The 17465-nt window shown below is 51.5% G+C and carries 17 protein-coding genes and 1 tRNA gene; 8 read left to right on the forward strand and 10 right to left on the reverse strand.

Features of this window, described 5'->3' with window-relative positions:
* Window positions 1-17 precede the first annotated feature (17 nt).
* Window positions 18-797, reverse strand: a complete 780-nt coding sequence (truC, locus tag D5398_RS18225) for a tRNA pseudouridine(65) synthase TruC (protein ID WP_120508898.1) — start codon at window positions 795-797, stop codon at window positions 18-20.
* A gap of 1 nt (window position 798) precedes the next feature.
* Entirely contained in the window at window positions 799-1113 is a 315-nt protein-coding gene (locus D5398_RS18230) for a YqcC family protein (RefSeq protein WP_120134688.1), read from the reverse strand.
* 190 nt (window positions 1114-1303) lie between these two features.
* Between D5398_RS18230 and D5398_RS18235 the strand changes: the two genes are divergently transcribed.
* Entirely contained in the window at window positions 1304-2542 is a 1239-nt protein-coding gene (locus D5398_RS18235; protein ID WP_120508899.1) for an MFS transporter, read from the forward strand.
* Window positions 2543-3216: 674 nt separating this feature from the next.
* Here the strand turns inward: D5398_RS18235 and syd are convergent.
* Window positions 3217-3768, reverse strand: a complete 552-nt coding sequence (gene syd, locus D5398_RS18240; protein ID WP_120508900.1) for a SecY-interacting protein — start codon at window positions 3766-3768, stop codon at window positions 3217-3219.
* Between the two features lie 79 nt (window positions 3769-3847).
* On the opposite strand from syd, the gene queF reads away from it, so the two are divergent.
* The 3 genes from queF (at window position 3848) to xni (ending at window position 7045) form a co-directional block, all read left to right on the forward strand.
* On the forward strand, window positions 3848-4693 hold the full coding sequence (gene queF / locus D5398_RS18245; protein WP_120508901.1) for an NADPH-dependent 7-cyano-7-deazaguanine reductase QueF: 846 nt from the start codon (window positions 3848-3850) through the stop codon (window positions 4691-4693).
* Window positions 4694-4862: 169 nt separating this feature from the next.
* Complete coding sequence (ppnN, locus tag D5398_RS18250; RefSeq protein WP_120508902.1) at window positions 4863-6227, forward strand: nucleotide 5'-monophosphate nucleosidase PpnN; 1365 nt, start codon at window positions 4863-4865, stop codon at window positions 6225-6227.
* Between the two features lie 65 nt (window positions 6228-6292).
* Window positions 6293-7045: a flap endonuclease Xni gene (xni, locus tag D5398_RS18255; protein WP_120508903.1), complete on the forward strand. Its 753-nt coding sequence runs from the start codon at window positions 6293-6295 to the stop codon at window positions 7043-7045.
* Window positions 7046-7215: 170 nt separating this feature from the next.
* Here xni and rlmM read toward each other — a convergent pair whose 3' ends face one another.
* The 4 genes from rlmM to D5398_RS18275 form a co-directional block, all read right to left on the reverse strand.
* Window positions 7216-8322 carry a 23S rRNA (cytidine(2498)-2'-O)-methyltransferase RlmM gene (gene rlmM, locus D5398_RS18260; RefSeq protein WP_120508904.1) on the reverse strand — a complete coding sequence of 369 codons (1107 nt, stop codon included), beginning with the start codon at window positions 8320-8322 and terminating at the stop codon, window positions 7216-7218.
* The gene (locus D5398_RS18265; RefSeq protein ID WP_120508905.1) at window positions 8315-8710 is read right to left on the reverse strand and encodes a DUF423 domain-containing protein; all 396 of its coding nucleotides are present in this window, start codon (window positions 8708-8710) and stop codon (window positions 8315-8317) included. Before D5398_RS18265 ends, rlmM begins: the two co-directional genes overlap by 8 nt.
* A 94-nt stretch (window positions 8711-8804) precedes the next feature.
* Window positions 8805-9725, reverse strand: a complete 921-nt coding sequence (locus tag D5398_RS18270) for a transcriptional regulator GcvA (protein ID WP_120508906.1) — start codon at window positions 9723-9725, stop codon at window positions 8805-8807.
* A gap of 475 nt (window positions 9726-10200) precedes the next feature.
* Window positions 10201-10422 (reverse strand): YgdI/YgdR family lipoprotein, encoded by a 222-nt coding sequence (locus tag D5398_RS18275; RefSeq protein WP_104924609.1) that lies wholly within the window; start codon window positions 10420-10422, stop codon window positions 10201-10203.
* A 187-nt stretch (window positions 10423-10609) separates the two neighbouring features.
* Between D5398_RS18275 and csdA the strand changes: the two genes are divergently transcribed.
* Window positions 10610-11815: a cysteine desulfurase CsdA gene (gene csdA, locus D5398_RS18280; protein ID WP_120508907.1), complete on the forward strand. Its 1206-nt coding sequence runs from the start codon at window positions 10610-10612 to the stop codon at window positions 11813-11815.
* 20 nt (window positions 11816-11835) lie between these two features.
* A complete protein-coding gene (csdE, locus tag D5398_RS18285; protein WP_120508908.1) occupies window positions 11836-12270 on the forward strand; it encodes a cysteine desulfurase sulfur acceptor subunit CsdE in 435 nt (144 codons plus the stop codon).
* On the opposite strand, the gene tcdA is transcribed toward csdE, so the two are convergent.
* Both tcdA and mltA read right to left on the reverse strand, forming a co-directional pair.
* A complete protein-coding gene (gene tcdA / locus D5398_RS18290; protein WP_120508909.1) occupies window positions 12258-13073 on the reverse strand; it encodes a tRNA cyclic N6-threonylcarbamoyladenosine(37) synthase TcdA in 816 nt (271 codons plus the stop codon). The genes csdE and tcdA overlap by 13 nt on opposite strands.
* Before the next feature lie 33 nt (window positions 13074-13106).
* Entirely contained in the window at window positions 13107-14219 is a 1113-nt protein-coding gene (gene mltA / locus D5398_RS18295; protein WP_120508910.1) for a murein transglycosylase A, read from the reverse strand.
* A 220-nt stretch (window positions 14220-14439) separates the two neighbouring features.
* Here mltA and D5398_RS18300 point away from each other — a divergent pair.
* A tRNA-Met gene (locus tag D5398_RS18300) sits at window positions 14440-14516 on the forward strand.
* 118 nt (window positions 14517-14634) lie between these two features.
* Here D5398_RS18300 and amiC read toward each other — a convergent pair.
* The gene (gene amiC / locus D5398_RS18305) at window positions 14635-15885 is read right to left on the reverse strand and encodes an N-acetylmuramoyl-L-alanine amidase AmiC (protein WP_120508911.1); all 1251 of its coding nucleotides are present in this window, start codon (window positions 15883-15885) and stop codon (window positions 14635-14637) included.
* A 228-nt stretch (window positions 15886-16113) separates the two neighbouring features.
* Here amiC and argA point away from each other — a divergent pair, with 228 nt between their 5' ends.
* Entirely contained in the window at window positions 16114-17439 is a 1326-nt protein-coding gene (argA, locus tag D5398_RS18310) for an amino-acid N-acetyltransferase (protein WP_120134543.1), read from the forward strand.
* Window positions 17440-17465: the final 26 nt, after the last annotated feature.

The following is a 17465-nucleotide window of genomic DNA, read 5'->3' on the forward strand; positions in this document are numbered from 1 at the left end:
TATTTCAATCAAAGGACTTAAATTTGTGGACTATCCTGACCGCAAGTTTCTGCAAACTCAACCCTTTCAAGCTCAGGGATTTTTCCCTGCCAGCCAAACTGTGTCACTACATTTTGCCAGCGGCCATCCCAGCGCGCATTCAATGAAAGCGGTTCTCCGGTCACCGGATGCGGCAATTGCATATGGCTGGCGTGCAGCATCAGTCCGGAACAGCCGAAGTGTTCGGTCATGCCGCGGTTTTGCTTTAAATCGCCGTGCGCGCTGTCACCGATAATCGGATGGCGCAAATGCGACATATGACGGCGCAACTGATGCTTACGGCCAGTTTCCGGTTTCAGTTCCATCAGGCTGTAGCGCGCGGTGTCGTAGCGCCCGACAGCCACCGGCATTTCGACCTGTGCGACGACGCGATAATGGGTGACAGCAGGTTGTGGCGCTTTGTCCGGATTCGCAAACTTATCGGCGATTTTATCCAGCTCTTCGGTCAGCGCATAATCGAGAGTGCCGTCTTGTGGCACATACCCGCGAACCACGGCGTGATACACCTTGCTCATCTGATTATTTTCGAACTGCTGCGACAGCAAACGCGCCACCTCACTGGACAGCGCCAGCAGCAAAACGCCGGACGTCGGCTTGTCCAGCCGGTGAACCGTAAACACATGCTGACCAATCTGATCACGCAATGTCTGCATCACAAACACCGTTTCATGGCGGTCCAGCCAGCTGCGATGAACCAGCATGCCCGCAGGTTTATTCACTGCGATCAGATGTTCGTCCTGATACAAAATTTCCAGCATGTCAGTCTTCTATGTTCAGCAAATCGTCGAGGCGTTGCAGCTGAGTCAGCAAACGGAGTGCTTCAGGCATCGCCACTTCAAAATAGGGGGTGATAGCAAAACGGGTGGGCAATGGCGATTGTGCTTCAAGTAACGCGTACATGCGCGGAACCAGCACCCATTGCAGCCATTGTTCAGCCGACATGGTATCTACGGAAAACGGCTCTTTGCTTTCAAAGGCTTCCGCTTCCGGCGGCGTAGCGTGCCACAATTTATCATCACGCATGACCTGCTCGATATCTTCTAAAATCTCGCGTACCTGGTTTTCTGTATTCATCAATAACTCTCTTCGTTCATGGCCCCTGGCAGCCTCCGCCTGGGGGCGCAAAGCATAACATTGAAGGACTGATGCCCCAACTTTCTGCATCGTATCCAATTTATCAATCCAGCCATAAGTTTTTCGGGGTGGCGATAAACGCCCGATACGGGCAAACTACCGCCACTTTTTTCTTCACAGATGTGTAAAAATGTCCGCACAACATCCTCAAAAAGCACACGCAACACCGGCAAAAGCTATGCTGGCCTCCGTCACCGGCTACGCTATGGACGGCTTTGATTTACTGATCCTCGGCTTCATGCTCCCCGCTATCACCAGCGAATTTGGTTTGTCATCCTCACAAAGTGGCTCGCTGGTCACCTGGACGTTGATAGGTGCCGTACTGGGCGGCGTGATTTTCGGGCCAATCAGCGATCGTTTTGGCCGCATCCGCGTACTGACCTTCACCATTCTGATGTTCTCCCTGTTCACCGGTTTGTGCGCTTTCGCGCAGGGTTACTGGGATTTACTGATTTACCGCACGCTGGCCGGTGTCGGACTGGGCGGTGAATTCGGTATTGGTATGGCGCTGATCGCGGAAGCCTGGCCCGCTGAAAAACGTAACCGCGCCTCAGCGTACGTCGGCATGGGCTGGCAGCTGGGTGTGTTAATGGCAGCATTTCTTACCCCGTTGCTGCTCGGCGTTATCGGCTGGCGCGGCATGTTCCTGGTCGGACTGCTGCCTGCACTGGCCTCTTTCCTTATCCGCCGCACAATGGGCGAGCCGGAAGCCTTTGTTAAACAGACGGCAAGCAATAATGATGGCTCACTTTTCAGCCGCATCAAATTGTTGTTCCGTGACAGAGCCACGACCAAAGCCAGTATTGGCATTCTGATCCTGTGTTCGGTACAGAACTTTGGCTATTACGGGCTGATGATCTGGATGCCGAGTTATCTGTCGAAAAACTTCGGCTTCTCGCTGACCAAATCCGGCCTGTGGACGGCGGTCACTGTCGTGGGGATGACATTTGGGATCTGGCTGTTCGGCATGCTTTCTGACCGTTTCCCGCGCTGGAAAATCTTCCTGATTTATCAGGTTGGCGCCGTCATTATGGTGGTGTGTTATGCGCAGCTTACCGATCCTACCCTGATGTTGTTCGCGGGCGCGCTGATGGGCATGTTTGTGAATGGCATGATTGGCGGTTACGGTGGATTGATTTCCGATCTTTATCCGGTTCGCGTCAGGGCGACGGCGCAGAATCTGTTATTTAATCTCGGACGTGGCGTGGGGGGTTTTGGCCCGCTGGTGATCGGGATGCTGGTGGCGCAGGTTTCATTTACCGCAGCGATAACACTGCTGGCCGCGATTTATCTGCTGGATATCTTCGCTACCCTGTTCCTGCTACCGAAAAAACAGGGGCAGGATGATGTCTTAGGGGCAATAGGCTGAATGAGAGGCGCTTCGGATATCGCGGAGCGCCTTCTGTTACCAGACTGATCAGGCACTACGACAAAAGGTTCAGACAAAAAGTTGGGGGCACTGTTTACACAGTGCCCCCGGTTCGTTTTATAGCAATCCAGCTACCTGAGTGCTCCCTGCTCAATCCCTGAAAACTTTTCCTGCGGTTATCCTAACCGGCTGTCCTTGGCATCGTCCAACTTTCATCCTGACGGTCTGTCCTAAATCATCCTGACTGATATCCCTTGGTCATCTGTGACCCGCTCAGCTTCCTTTGTGAGCTCTCTTCTCCGTCCTGGAGGTGTCCCTGGTTTCGTCCTGAAACATCCTGGCATAATCCGATGCCGTCCTGACTCTTCCTGAGCCGTCCCCTTCTTTTATGATTCAGCCATCATCCTGATGTTCTGTCTCATGCTTCCTTGGTGCACGACTAGAATCGTTGATTTTGCCCTTCCGGACAAGACAGGCTGTAAGCCAAAATCGGGGGGTGTAAGCCGCCTCACCATGAAATAATGCACAAAGCCGTTGATTTAAAATAACTTTGAATTAATTTAAAACAAATAACTAAGCCAAATTAACGAGATCTCTTACAGCCTTTGTGAGAGATCTCTCACACGCTTGTGAGCCATTTGTGCTCTGCGGGATGGGGTACATCGACATTACTATCAGGCGGGGTAAACAGCGGTCAGCATTGTAAGGAATTCTGACAACGATGGCGAGAGTAGAGTTCTTTTTTTACTACCGAACTGTTCCAGCACAACATTGCCCGTCACATTACACAACGAAACCAGATCCAGCTCGGAATCTGTGGTCGCCAGAAAAATCGTTGGGGTCAGTTTCAGACGCTTTTGCGTAACCAGATGACCAATCAGATTTTCCTGCAAACGGGTGAAATCTTCCGGGCTCCACACCTGCAATAATGTCAGCGCATTGCCCTGCCAGCTGGCGGTCATATCTCCGGCGAACTGCGTGGTATAGAACTCATGCGCTTCGGGACGAAGCTGTAATTCCATCGCGCGTTCGACATTTTCCAGAGTCGCCTGTGGGCTGAATGTCTGGGTCAGCCAGTACACCTTATCTTCTTCCGTCTTCACCACGCACGGCGAATCGACCCCAAACAGGGCTTCGCTGGAGGGCGGCATGCCGGTTTCCTGTTGCCAGAGATCGACAAAACGCTGAGTAAATTCACGCAATGCTACAGAAACTTCAGACTCCATAATTCTCTCATCTTCCGGTAAGGCTGGGTTAAACTGGTGGCTATTCTCTATTGTACCTATCTCTAAGCAAGGTGACAGCATGTCCTCATATCAGGATAACCCGGCTCTGGCGCAACTGACGCTGGGCAAAAGTACGGCTTACGTTGACCATTATGATGCGTCTTTATTACAGGCCGTTCCACGCAGCATGAACCGTGAGCCACTTGGCCTGTATCCGGATAACTTACCGTTTCATGGCGCAGATATCTGGACGCTGTATGAACTGTCCTGGCTCAACGCGAAGGGATTGCCGCAGGTTGCCGTGGGCGAAATCAGCCTGAATGCTAATAGTCAGAACCTGATCGAATCCAAAAGTTTCAAACTCTATCTGAACAGTTTCAACCAGACCGTGTTCCCTGACTGGGAATCGGTGCAGGAAACCTTAACACGCGACCTGAGCGACTGTGCGCAGGGTGACGTGACGGTCACTGTGAGTCGCCTGTCTGAAATAGAAGGCTCGCCGGTAGGACGTTTCGATGGCGTTTGTATTGATGAGCAGGATATTGCCATCGACAGCTACGAATTCAGCACTGATTATCTGGCCGATGCCAAAGGTGAGGAAATTGTTGAAGAATCGCTGGTGAGTCATCTTCTGAAATCCAACTGTCTGATCACCCATCAGCCAGACTGGGGTTCAGTACAGATCCACTATCGCGGGCCAAAAATCGACCGTGAAGCCCTGCTCCGCTATCTGGTGTCTTTCCGTCATCACAACGAATTCCACGAACAATGCGTCGAGCGGATCTTCAATGATCTGCTGCGTTTCTGCCAGCCGGAAAAACTTGCCGTGTACGCCCGTTATACACGTCGCGGCGGGCTGGATATCAATCCGTGGAGATCCAACTTCACGTTTGAACCTGCAACAGCCCGACTTGTCAGACAATAATGCGAGACGTTGCTCAAGAACTGAGCTAACGCTCTGTCAGCATTGGTAAAAGCCTGATGACAGGGTTACTGTTAAATTGCATACGGCGCAAAAAACATGATCCCAAAATCATGCGCCGCAATCAGGTAGCAGAAAGAATCACTGCACCCGTTGGTGTCAAGGAGCAACTTTGATTACACATATCAGCCCGTTAGGCTCAATGGATTTGTTGTCGCAGCTGGAAGTCGACATGCTCAAACGTACTGCGAGCAGCGACCTCTACCGCCTTTTCCGAAATTGTTCACTGGCCGTCCTTAATAGCGGCAGCCAGACTGACAGCAGTAAAGAACTTCTCGAACGTTACGAAAGCTTTGATATCAACGTGCTGCGCCGGGAGCGTGGCGTTAAACTCGAGCTGGTGAATCCACCTGAGGATGCGTTTGTGGATGGACGGATCATCCGTTCATTGCAGGCCAATCTTTTTGCCGTGCTACGTGACATTCTCTTCGTCAGCGGGCAAATCGATAGCGCCGGTCGTTATCAGACCCTGAATACCGAAAATTCAGCACACCTGACCAACCTGGTATTTTCTATCTTACGTAACGCCCGTGCCCTGCATCTGGATGAAGATCCGAACATGGTCGTGTGCTGGGGCGGGCATTCAATCAATGAAATCGAATACCAGTACGCCCGCAACGTCGGCAGCCAACTGGGTTTGCGCGAACTGAACATTTGCACCGGCTGTGGTCCGGGTGCGATGGAAGCCCCGATGAAAGGTGCCGCCGTCGGTCACGCGCAGCAGCGCTACAAATCAGGCCGTTTTATCGGTATGACCGAACCTTCCATCATTGCCGCTGAGCCGCCTAACCCACTGGTCAACGAACTGATCATCATGCCGGATATCGAAAAACGCCTTGAGGCATTCGTACGTATTGCCCACGGGATCATTATCTTCCCGGGCGGCGTAGGCACTGCAGAAGAATTACTGTATCTGCTGGGGATCCTGATGGATCCGGAAAACAGCGATCAGGTACTACCGCTGATCCTGACCGGTCCGAAAGAAAGCGCAGATTACTTCCACGTTCTCGATGCGTTCATTAAAGAAACGCTCGGTGAAGATGCCTGTAAGTTCTATACCATCATCATCGACGATCCGACAGAAGTGGCCCGCCAGATGAAACGCGCCATGCCGTTGGTGAAAGAAAACCGCCGTAACAGCGGCGATGCGTACAGCTTTAACTGGTCGATTCGCATCGCGCCAGATTTGCAGCATCCGTTCGAGCCAAGCCATGAAAACATGGCGAACCTGAACCTTTATCCGAATCAGCCACCGCAGGAACTGGCCGCCGCACTGCGCCGTGCCTTCTCGGGAATTGTGGCCGGTAACGTGAAAGAGTTTGGGATCCACGCCATCGAAAAACATGGTCGCTTCAAGTTGCACGGCGATCCGGCATTAATGAAGAAAATGGACAGCCTGCTGCAAGGGTTCGTCGCTCAGCACCGCATGAAATTGCCGGGCAGCGCGTACATTCCTTGTTATGAGATTTGTGCCTGATCCCTCGGTCACGTTTCTAAGCAGATCTAAGGGCGACGCGAGTCGCCTTTATTATGGAGATTATCATGGCTATACATCTGCTGATTATCGATGCCCTGAACCTGATCCGCCGGATTCATGCGGTTCAGGGTTCGCCCTGCCTTATCACCTGTCAGAACGCCATCGCACAGCTGATTCAGCATACTCAGCCCACGCACGCCGTTGCCGTGTTTGACGAAGATGACCGCGCAGACAGCTGGCGTCATCAGTGTCTGCCTGACTACAAAGCCGGGCGCACACCGATGCCGGAAAACTTATTCGCGGAAATGCCCAGTCTGAAAGCCGGTTTCGAAGCGCAGGGCATCGCCTGCTGGCATTCGGCGGGCAACGAAGCGGATGACCTGGCGGCCACGCTGGCGGCGAAAGTATCGTCCGGCGGGCATCAGGTCACCATTGTTTCAACCGACAAAGGTTACTGCCAGCTGCTGGCACCAAATGTTCAGATCCGCGATTACTTCCAGAAACGCTGGCTGGATATGCCTTTTGTGCAGCAAACCTTTGGTGTTCTGCCGCAGCAACTGACTGATTACTGGGGTCTGGCGGGGATCAGCAGCAGTAAAATTCCGGGTGTGCCGGGGATAGGCCCGAAGACAGCTGTCACGTTACTGACGCAGACCGGATCGCTGGATGAACTTTACGATAATCTGGAAGGTGTCCCGGAAAAATGGCGGCATAAGCTGGAGGTGCATCGTGAACAGGCTTATATCTGCAAACGGGTTTCAACGCTGCAAACCGATGTCGTGCTGGACGGCAATTTACAGCAACTGCGCCTGCCATAAAATGGGTGTAAAAAAGGCGCTTCTTATTAAGAAACGCCATTATCAGATACTCAAAATAGTTCAAGATGCAGGACGGCGGCAAGTCAGTGAATCCCGATGAGCTTACATGAGTAAGTGATTCGGGTGAGCGCATGCAGCCAACGCATCAGCAACTCGAAGTATGAAGAGTATCAGCGATCACGCTCATCGCGACGCCCGCCAATAGCTGACCAGAAACGGCGGATATGCACGGTGACTTCTTCACGGTCATGATAAAGCTGTTTCGCGAAGATCTCCGCGTTCACACCATTTTCTTTCAGACGTTCGTCGATACGCTCAAGAATGTTAGACACTTCTTCGTAACGCTTTTTCATCGGTAACTTCAGGTTGAAAATCGCCTCGCGACACCAGCCGTTGACCAGCCAGTCACACATCAGCGCAGCCACTTTCGCCGGTTTTTCTACCATGTCACACACCAGCCAGTAGTTTTTGGTACTGGTGGATTTGTAACGGAAGCCGTCTTCACGCAGGTGTATTACCTGACCGGTTTCCATCAGGCTTGGCGCCATCGGGCCGTTATCGATAGCCGTGACCATCATGCTGCGTTGTGTCAGCTGATACGTCCAGCCGCCCGGGCACGCGCCCAAATCGACCGCGTACATACCGCTTGCCAGACGTTCATCCCACTCATCCGCAGGAATAAACACGTGGAAAGCTTCTTCGAGTTTCAGCGTCGAACGGCTTGGCGCTTCGGACGGGAACTTGAGGCGCGGAATACCCATATAGAAAGGTGAGTTGTTATTGCTGTAGGAATACCCCACGTAGCAACAACCCGGCGCGATAAAGAACACATGCACCACAGGACGCAGTGCGTTCTCTTTCTTACCCAGCACCTTGCATTCACGCATCGCTGAGCGCAGCGGCACCGTCAGTTTGCGACAGAACTTAGTCAGTTCTTTGCTTTCATTAGTATCCGGCACTTCGACACGAAGTTCACCACCGTTGGTGATCACGTTCTGAACCATGCCAACGATCGGCGAAACGCGATCTTCCGGCGGTAAATCTTTGAGCAATTCGCCGACGACAATTAACTGACGGGCAAAAATCAGCTCACGGAACGGCAAATTCTTCGCAATCTTGTCAGCATCATCCGGCTGATAGCATTCAAACAGCACATAACCGCTGTTTTCTTTGACGCGGGCAAAACCGAAGATTTCCATCTTTGCGGCTTTGTCGGTAATTTCTGCTGCGCATTCTTTTTCAAAACCCTGACGGCAGTAGAGAGCAACTTTATTCATGGCGTTCGGCCTTTTTCTTCAGGCGCAGTGCGCCGATCAACATCAAAATCCAACCGACCAGAAACAAGGTACCGCCAATCGGAGTTACAAAAACAAATAAACGGAGATGCGACAGCGCCAGACAATAAAGGCTGCCGCTGAACAACACGGTTCCCAGCGCTAAAAAGGCGCTACTCCAGTAGAACCACACATTACGCTGGCGCTGCATCGCAACACCTAAAATCATCACCGCCAGCGTATGAATACTTTGATACGTTAACCCGGTGTGGATCCACGCCATTTCCGCTTCGCCGAGTGACTGACTCAACACATGTGCACCAAAGGCACCGAAAGCAACGTAGATAAAACCGCTGATCGCGGCGAAGATCAACATTGAACGACTGGTCATTATGCGTTACCTGTTATCGTTATTTGCCGATGAAAATCCCAAGTAATCAGTCTGATAAGCAGCCCCAGGACGTTCTATCCCCAGAAACCCGGCCTCAGGCCTGATCGAAACGAAAGCGCAGTTTTTCCTGCTCGCTGGCTGCACGCGCGAGGATCCACTGACGAAAGGCGGCTATTTTACCCAGTTCTGCCTGACTGTCATGACAAACCAGATAAAAAGCATTTTTACTGATCAAAATTTCACTGAACGGACACACCAGGCGTCCGGCCTCAATTTCTGTCTGCGCCATCACATTATTCACCAGCGCAATGCCCTGTCCGTGAACCGCGGCCTGAACCACCATCGCGCTGTGGCTGAAAATGGGTCCCTGCTGAACATTGATCTGCTGTAGCCCAAGCTGTTTGGTGTAGGCCAGCCAGTCGCGGCGTGAAGCATCGTGCAGCAAAGTGTGGTGGCTTAAATCTGCCGGTTCCTTCAGCGGATTATCACTCATCAGTAAAGAAGGAGAACAAACCGGAAGTAAATATTCAGCATATAAACGCTCGGCACGAAGCCCCGGCCAGTTACCCCGACCGTGGAAAATCGCCACGTCTACATCGTCTGACAATTTGTCTTCTTCACGGTCCACAGCCTGGATACGCACATCTATGCCCGGATAAGCTGAGTTAAAGCCAGACAATCTTGGTACCAGCCATTGAATCGCAAAGCTTGGAGGCAAACTCACCGTCAGAGCCCCTTTCGCACTTCGCGCCTGAAGTTTACGTGTCGCCTCATTCAGGGATGAGAATATCTCCTTAATATCCAGATAATAGCTCTGCCCTTCTTCGGTCAGTAACAATGAGCGATTACGTCTGCGAAACAGTTTTAACCCTAAAAAGTCCTCAAGTGACTTGATCTGGTGGCTAACAGCGGCCTGCGTGACGAACAATTCTTCGGCAGCCTTAGTAAAACTAAGGTGTCGCGCTGCGGCATCAAATACACGCAGAGAATTCAAAGGCGGTAAACGTTTTGACATAGAATGAATACTTCTTATTCGCCGGTAAGCGGAGCGCCTGTCCGCGGGTTTAGATATTAGTTTTTTTAATCCGAGACATTATAATTTGTCCGTTGAGGATGTACAGGCAAAAACCTATAGTGGCGCCACTTCCTGAGCCGGAACGAAAAGTAGATTGGTATGAGGATGCTGAAATACTTTTGGCTTGTGGTTGTGATGTTGTGTTTGCAATTGTCTGGCAATCCGGACACGTAGCTTGAATGCTACAAACTTTTCACTTCCTGTACATTACCCTGTCTGTCCAAAGTGATTTTTCAGCACCGCTAATTGCGGTGCTTTTTTTTGCCTGTTTTTCATGGCAAGTTCGGGCGGGGGCAGCATTATGCGGGCGCATAATGTGACAAAACCGGCCTCATCGCAAGAAGAGCCGGTTTTGACATAAAGCGGAACGTGAGGTTACCCCGGATTCAAAGAATCAGGGAGGTTACCTGAGGGATCAGTTCCCTTCTGCCATTTCTTTAACTTCAGATTTATTGATCTGCTGCTTGTTGCCATACGCATCGGTATAACTGATCATACCGGTATCACTGTCCGTGCTAGGTTTGCCCTCAGCAACAATGGTACGGCCATCGTTGGTATGCATCACGTAGTTGCTCGAACAGGCGGCAAGTGTTGTCGTCAGCAGTGCAGCTGAAATTACGGCGGCGATCTTCTTCATCATAGACTCCTTGCAGATTAAAATGCTTTAAATACCTGGTTAGACTCCAGGCTAATGCGTCTAGTCTTCGTAATTCAGCATAACAAACCTCTGATAAATTTCCAGGTAACCATTCCTAAAATGAATAAGCGGCTTGTGTTACAAAAAACCTGCATTTTTTAACTCAGGCCGAAGGATCTGATTTCGTATGACTGACTTTAACCCCGCCGGTTTCCGCCAGCACTTTCCTGCGTTGTCTCAGGGGCAATGCTATCTAGACAGCGCTGCCACGGCACTCAAGCCGCAGGAAGTGATTGACGCTACCGTGAATTTCTATGCACAGGAAGGCGCAACCGTCCACCGCAGCCAGCATCGCGCGGCACAAACGCTGACGGATGAATATGAGCAGGCCAGAGTTCAGATGGCACAATGGATTAATGCGCCGCGAAGCGAAAATATCGTCTGGACGCGGGGAACTACCGAATCGATAAATCTGGTGGCACAAAGCTGGCTGCGTCCGCGCCTGCAACCGGGTGATGAGATTATCGTCAGTCAGGCTGAACATCACGCGAACCTGATTCCATGGCTGATAGTGGCACAACAGTGTCAGGCGCACGTTGTCACGCTGCCGGTAGATCAATACGGCGTTCCGGATATCGTCGCCCTTCCCACCCTTCTGAACGGCAAAACACGCCTTCTGGCGCTAACGCAAATGTCTAACGTGACCGGCGCCATGCCCGATATTGCCCACGCCGTTGAACAGGCACACGCAAATGGCACACCCGTTCTTATCGATGGCGCACAAGGCGTGGTGCATTGCCCGCCCGATGTGCAACGACTCGATATCGATTTTTATGCTTTCTCCGGCCACAAGCTTTACGGACCGACCGGCATCGGCGTGCTGTATGGCAAAACTGAATTACTTGAAGGTATGTCGCCATGGCAGGGTGGCGGGAAAATGCTGACGCAGGCTTCTATGACGAATTTCACGCCTCAGGCTGTTCCCCATCGTTTCGAAGCAGGAACGCCGAATATTGCCGGTGTGATCGGGATGTCTGCTGCACTGAACTGGCTGAAAAATTTCGATCTGCAAGCCGCAGAGAAGTACACCCAACACCTGGCGACACTGGCTGAAGAACAGCTGGCGCAGATTGAAGGTTTCCGCAGTTTCCGCTGCCAGAATTCTTCTGTTTTGGCATTCGATATCACCGGTGTACATCACAGTGATCTGGTGGCGTTACTGGCCGAACAGGCGATTGCCTTGCGCGCCGGGCAGCATTGCGCTCAGCCACTGATGGATGCTCTGGGCATCAGCGGAACATTACGCGCCTCATTTGCACCGTATAATAATGAACAGGACGTTACGCGGCTGGTCGGTGCGGTAAAATATGCCCTCGATTTGTTAGCCGATTAATTCATTGTTTGGGGAATATCATGTCAGCACCACATCCTTTCGGCCACGAGATCACTGAAGCTTCACTGACCGAAAAATTCGCGTCGTTCCGTCAGTGGGAAGACCGCTATCGCCAGTTAATTCTGCTCGCTAAATCCCTGCCGACGCTGGATAACGCGTTGAAAACGCCTGAAAATGAGCTGTCTGGGTGCGAAAATCGGGTCTGGCTGGGCGCAGAAAAAGCAGAGAACGGGACGATGCATTTCTATGGCGACAGTGAAGGTCGCATCGTGAAAGGGTTGCTGGCCGTATTGCTGACGGCAGTAGAAGGCAAAACGCCAGACGAGATCTTAAAGCGTGATCCGCTGGCGCTGTTTGACGTGTTGGGATTGCGTGAGCAGCTCAGCACCAGCCGCTCGAGCGGACTGAATGCGCTGGCAGAAGGCGTCATCACTCTTGCCCGTCAGGCAGCCTGAGCCTGACGCTGTGCTTTCGCCATCATTTTCTTCAGTACATGTGATACCGCGACAAAACCAAACGTCGCGGTAACCATCGTCGCCGCACCAAAGCCAGATGCACAATCCATCCGTTTCGGGCCTTCGGCTGTTGCCCGCGAGGCGCACACTGAGCCATCTGCCTGAGGATACATCAGCGGTTCGCTGGAAAATACACAATCTATCCCGAGCTTACCTTTACTGTTTTTCACCACGTTAAAATCATTTTTCAAACGCTCACGCAGTTTCGCCGCCAGCGGATCCTGAATGGTTTTTGCCAGATCCACGACAGCAATCTGCGTCGGATCGATTTGGCCGCCCGCACCGCCCGTCGTCACTACCGGGATCTTATAACGACGGCAATATGCCAGCAGAGCGGCTTTTGGCCGCACGCTGTCGATGGCATCAATCACATAGCTGAAACCCTGGTTGAGCATTTCAGCCACATTGTCGGGCGTAACAAAATCATCAATGCAGGTGACTTTACACTCCGGATTAATCGCCAGAATGCGCTGCGCCATGATTTCCGTTTTCGCCTGCCCGACATTTTCACGTAACGCATGGATCTGGCGATTGGTGTTAGTGACACACACATCATCCATATCAATCAGCGTGATCGCGCCAATGCCGGTTCGCGCCAGCGCTTCCGCCGCCCATGAGCCCACACCGCCAATACCAATCACACAGACATGCGCCTGCGAAAACAGCTCCAGCGACTGCTGACCATAAAGCCGGGCAGTTCCACCAAAACGTTGCTGATAAGCGTCGGAGTAAGTAGCTGTCATGAAACGATAAACCTCAGTGCGTTGTGTCGAAATCTAGTTGGATGGTGCGTACGCCGTGAACAGCGGCTTGCCATTCTGCGCTGATTTTAACACCCAGACGCGTCCGTAGTGATTATAATATCCTGCTGCATGACCGGCATCAGTCCCAATCCCCTGATACATATCGAAATGTTGCCCTTTAATCGCACCGCCGACATCCAGTGCTACCATCAGACGCATATGATATTTACCGGTAAACTTACCTTTATCGTTAAGCTCCGGCACTTCGGCCAGCAAAGTTGTACCCGCCGGGATCAGCGAACGGTCGGATGCCACAGACGCTTTGGCGATCAGCGGAACACCGCTTGCGCCACGAACCGGGGCGAAAGGTTCCGGTTTAAAGAAGACAAATGACGGGTTTTGTTCCAGCAGCTCGCGGACTTCAGCGGCGCTGTGCGTATCGGCCCACTGACGGATAGCCTGCATCGACATGTTTTCACGCGCGACTTCGCCACGGTCGATCAGCACTTTGCCGATACTGCGGTAAGCATGACCATTTTTGCCTGCATAACCAAAGAACATGAACGGGCGACCATCGCCGTAATCGACATACCCGCTGCCCTGCACTTCCATCATGAAGTTATCCATCAGGGAGTTGGTCCAGGCAATTACGTAGTTATCGCTCAGCGCACCTGAGTAAATAGAAGCGCGGTCAGGCAGACGGCCTCGTTTTGGCGGCATACGGTATAGCGGATACTGGAATTCACCCTGACGGGTATAACGTGCCTGCACAACCGGCGTGTAATAGCCGGTCAGCTGCACGTTACCGAAATTATCGGCTCCTTCCATCTGATAGGCACTGATGCCGTACTGGCTCAGGTTGCGGGTATCCGCGCCGGAACGTAACCATTGTTCGACGGCCTGGAATGTCGTGTTATTACGACCATATAAAGAAGAAGAGGCAATTTGAACTGCGGCAACCTGATTAGAGTAATCCAACGCATTGACCGGTTTGCCTGTCGCATTCGGCTCATTGACGTATTCAAGCGCATTATCCAGACGACCATCTTTATACTGTTGGCCACGGTCGGTTGGTCGCGAGGAACATCCCGCCAGTACCGCTATCACCAGACCACCCAGCAGATATTTACTCCAACGTCCTTTCATTATTGCCGCGCTCTCTTACTTTCAGGAAAATGACTGGCGAAACGATAACAAACGGCCTATCAGAAAGGAATTGCCATAGCCGAAAAAAGTGTGCTGAGCCAAATTGGGCATCAAACGGCGATTTTACGGATAAAAAATCAGCAACTAAGTGCTTTATTTGAATAAATAAAAAAAAGGGTTGCACGAAATCTCATGGGGAGTATAGTTCGCCTCCATCGGACGCGGGGTGGAGCAGCCTGGTAGCTCGTCGGGCTCATAACCCGAAGGTCGTCGGTTCAAATCCGGCCCCCGCAACCAACTACTAAAAATCAGTACAATTAAGCTGTAAAGTAAAACATCAGACACCTTAACGGGTGTTTTTTTGTATCTGGATTCCGCTAAACAACGGGAATGAACTTCCCGTGTTACACCTGACTCATCCCCTCGCAGACATTCCGCCCTGAGCGAAATACGCCCTGATACCCGCCAGAATCGATTCGGCCACCTGCTGTTGAAAATGTGCCGTACGAAGTTTTTTCTCTTCATTGATATTACTGATAAACGCGGTCTCGACCAGAATCGAGGGAATATCTGGCGCTTTCAGCACCGCGAATCCCGCCTGATCGACTTTGTTTTTGTGCAGATGGTTAATCTTGCCCATTCGCGTCAGCACTTCTTTACCGAATTTCAGGCTGTCACTGATGGTCGCGGTCTGAACCAGATCAAACATCGTATGATCGAGATAACGGTCGCCGCTTTTACTGACGCCCCCTATCAGGTCAGATTCATTCTGGGTTTGTGCCAGAAAACGCGCCGCTGAACTGGTAGCGCCCTTGGTTGATAAGGCAAAAACAGATGAGCCTTTGGCTGCCCGGCTGGTAAATGCATCCGCATGAATGGAGATAAAGAGATCAGCCCGCAGCTTTCGCGCCTTCGCCACTCGGACTTTCAGCGGAATAAAGACATCTTCATTACGTGTCATATGTGCTTTCATATTGGGCTCGCGCGCAATCAGCTTCTGTAACCTGCGGCCAATCTGCAACACCACATCTTTCTCACGCGTTTTATACTTACCTATTGCGCCCGGATCTTCACCGCCATGGCCGGGATCGAGCATGATCACCAGCGGCCTGCTGCGCCCTGCCTGCCCGTCTTTCTTTGTTTCCGGCGGCAGCGTTCTCGCCACATCCCCGCGATTATAATCTTCCAGCAACGCCAGCAATGGATCGTCCTGTGCACTGACCTCCCCTTCTTCCGGGTAGAGATCGACCACCAGCCGGTTATGGAATTCAGCGACCGGTTTCAGCGTGAAGACATGCGGACTAATGGCTCGTTTCAGTTCCAGCACCATGCGGACCGTCTTGGTATCGAACTGCCCTACCCGAGCCTGACGGATATAGGGGTCACTTTGCTGAACTTTCTCACCGAGGCCCTTGAGCACGCTGTTGAGATGAACACCCTCGATATCAATCACCACCCGTGGCGGGGAACTGAGCAGAAACTGCTTATATTTTAAGGGAGTACTGGATTCGAGAGTAATGCGGGTATACGTCGAGGAAGGCCAGATGCGTACCGCGATAACCTGTGAGCTGGCGGCAAAACCCACTTTACTCACACTCAGCATCCAGGAGGCAGCTACGGTTTGAAGAAGGCGTCGTCGTCCGGGATTGTGAATATCGTCAGTCATGCAGTCTCAAAAATATCTAAAAGTAAAAAACAGGTGATAAAAAAATCAGTTTGCGAATTCTAACGAATCAAATCCCGCATGTCATTCCCAAACATTTATTATATTTATCAATTTGTTGACGGTTTGTAATCATTGTTAATTCAAAAACAGAGATTTCTTACTTGCCACACGCCCCTAAAAGAATAAAAATACAAAAATTACGAATAAAAATTCAAATGAGGTTTTGCCGTGAAGGAACGTAGTACTGAACTGGTTCAGGGATTTCGCCACTCAGTTCCCTATATCAATGCTCACCGTGGCAAAACTTTCGTTGTCATGCTCGGTGGAGAAGCCATTGAACATGAAAACTTCAGCAATATCGTCAATGATATCGGGCTGTTACACAGCTTAGGCATTCGTCTGGTGGTCGTTTATGGTGCCCGCCCGCAGATTGATGCGAACCTTGCTGAGCACAATTACGAACCGATTTACCATAAAAACATCCGTGTCACCGACGCCCGTTCTCTTGAACTGGTCAAGCAGGCTGCCGGGCTTTTACAGCTCGATATCACTGCACGACTGTCGATGAGTCTGAATAATACGCCGCTGCAAGGCGCGCACATCAACGTGGTCAGCGGTAACTTTATTATCGCCCAGCCGCTGGGGGTGGATGACGGCATCGATTACTGCCACAGCGGACGTATTCGTCGCATCGACGAGGAGGCGATTCATCGCCAGCTCGACAGCAATGCCATTGTGTTGCTCGGTCCGGTTGCCGTTTCCGTCACCGGTGAAAGCTTCAATCTGACATCAGAAGAAGTGGCCACGCAGATGGCGATTAAGCTTAAGGCCGAGAAAATGATCGGTTTCTGTTCTTCCCAAGGGGTCATCAATGAGGAAGGTAATATCATTTCCGAATTATTCCCGAATGATGCGCAGGAAAGAATTGATCAGATGGAATCCAGTGGCGATTATCTTTCCGGCACCGTTCGCTTCCTTCGTGGTGCGGTGAAAGCCTGCCGCAGTGGTGTTCGTCGTAGCCACCTGATCAGTTATCAGGAGGACGGTGCGCTGGTTCAGGAATTGTTCTCCCGCGATGGCATTGGTACGCAAATCGTTATGGAGAGTGCTGAGCAAGTGCGTCGCGCCACCATTAATGATATCGGGGGAATTCTTGAACTGATCCGTCCACTGGAGCAACAGGGTATTCTGGTGCGCCGTTCCCGCGAACAGCTGGAGATGGAGATCGATAAATTTACCATTATCGAACGGGATAACCTCACGATTGCCTGCGCCGCGCTTTATCCGTTCCATGACGAAGGGATTGGCGAAATGGCCTGCGTGGCCGTTCATCCGGACTACCGCAGTTCTTCACGCGGTGAGATGTTGCTACAGCGTGTAGCCAGTCAGGCAAAAATGATGGGGCTTAACCGTCTATTCGTCCTGACAACGCGCAGCATACACTGGTTCCAGGAGCGCGGTTTTAAACCGGCAGAAGTCGACGTGCTGCCGATTCAGAAACAGGAAATGTACAACTATCAGCGTCGTTCCAAAATTCTGATTTCTGAGCTGTAATGTTACCCGTTGAACGGTGAATTGCA

The organism is Rahnella bruchi (assembly GCF_003614975.1).
In the GTDB taxonomy this organism is placed as follows: domain Bacteria; phylum Pseudomonadota; class Gammaproteobacteria; order Enterobacterales; family Enterobacteriaceae; genus Rahnella; species Rahnella bruchi.

Excerpts from the sequence above, each read along its gene's own strand:
- truC (WP_120508898.1), bottom strand. The coding sequence starts at position 797 with ATGCTGGAAATTTTGTATCAGGACGAACATCTGATCGCAGTGAATAAA.
- mltA (WP_120508910.1), bottom strand. The coding sequence starts at position 14,219 with ATGAAAGGACGTTGGAGTAAATATCTGCTGGGTGGTCTGGTGATAGCG.
- D5398_RS18275 (WP_104924609.1), bottom strand. The coding sequence starts at position 10,422 with ATGAAGAAGATCGCCGCCGTAATTTCAGCTGCACTGCTGACGACAACA.
- queF (WP_120508901.1), top strand. The coding sequence starts at position 3,848 with ATGTCCTCATATCAGGATAACCCGGCTCTGGCGCAACTGACGCTGGGC.
- D5398_RS18235 (WP_120508899.1), top strand. The coding sequence starts at position 1,304 with ATGTCCGCACAACATCCTCAAAAAGCACACGCAACACCGGCAAAAGCT.
- syd (WP_120508900.1), bottom strand. The coding sequence starts at position 3,768 with ATGGAGTCTGAAGTTTCTGTAGCATTGCGTGAATTTACTCAGCGTTTT.
- csdE (WP_120508908.1), top strand. The coding sequence starts at position 11,836 with ATGTCAGCACCACATCCTTTCGGCCACGAGATCACTGAAGCTTCACTG.
- D5398_RS18230 (WP_120134688.1), bottom strand. The coding sequence starts at position 1,113 with ATGAATACAGAAAACCAGGTACGCGAGATTTTAGAAGATATCGAGCAG.
- D5398_RS18270 (WP_120508906.1), bottom strand. The coding sequence starts at position 9,725 with ATGTCAAAACGTTTACCGCCTTTGAATTCTCTGCGTGTATTTGATGCC.
- rlmM (WP_120508904.1), bottom strand. The coding sequence starts at position 8,322 with ATGAATAAAGTTGCTCTCTACTGCCGTCAGGGTTTTGAAAAAGAATGC.
- csdA (WP_120508907.1), top strand. The coding sequence starts at position 10,610 with ATGACTGACTTTAACCCCGCCGGTTTCCGCCAGCACTTTCCTGCGTTG.
- tcdA (WP_120508909.1), bottom strand. The coding sequence starts at position 13,073 with ATGACAGCTACTTACTCCGACGCTTATCAGCAACGTTTTGGTGGAACT.
- xni (WP_120508903.1), top strand. The coding sequence starts at position 6,293 with ATGGCTATACATCTGCTGATTATCGATGCCCTGAACCTGATCCGCCGG.
- amiC (WP_120508911.1), bottom strand. The coding sequence starts at position 15,885 with ATGACTGACGATATTCACAATCCCGGACGACGACGCCTTCTTCAAACC.
- D5398_RS18265 (WP_120508905.1), bottom strand. The coding sequence starts at position 8,710 with ATGACCAGTCGTTCAATGTTGATCTTCGCCGCGATCAGCGGTTTTATC.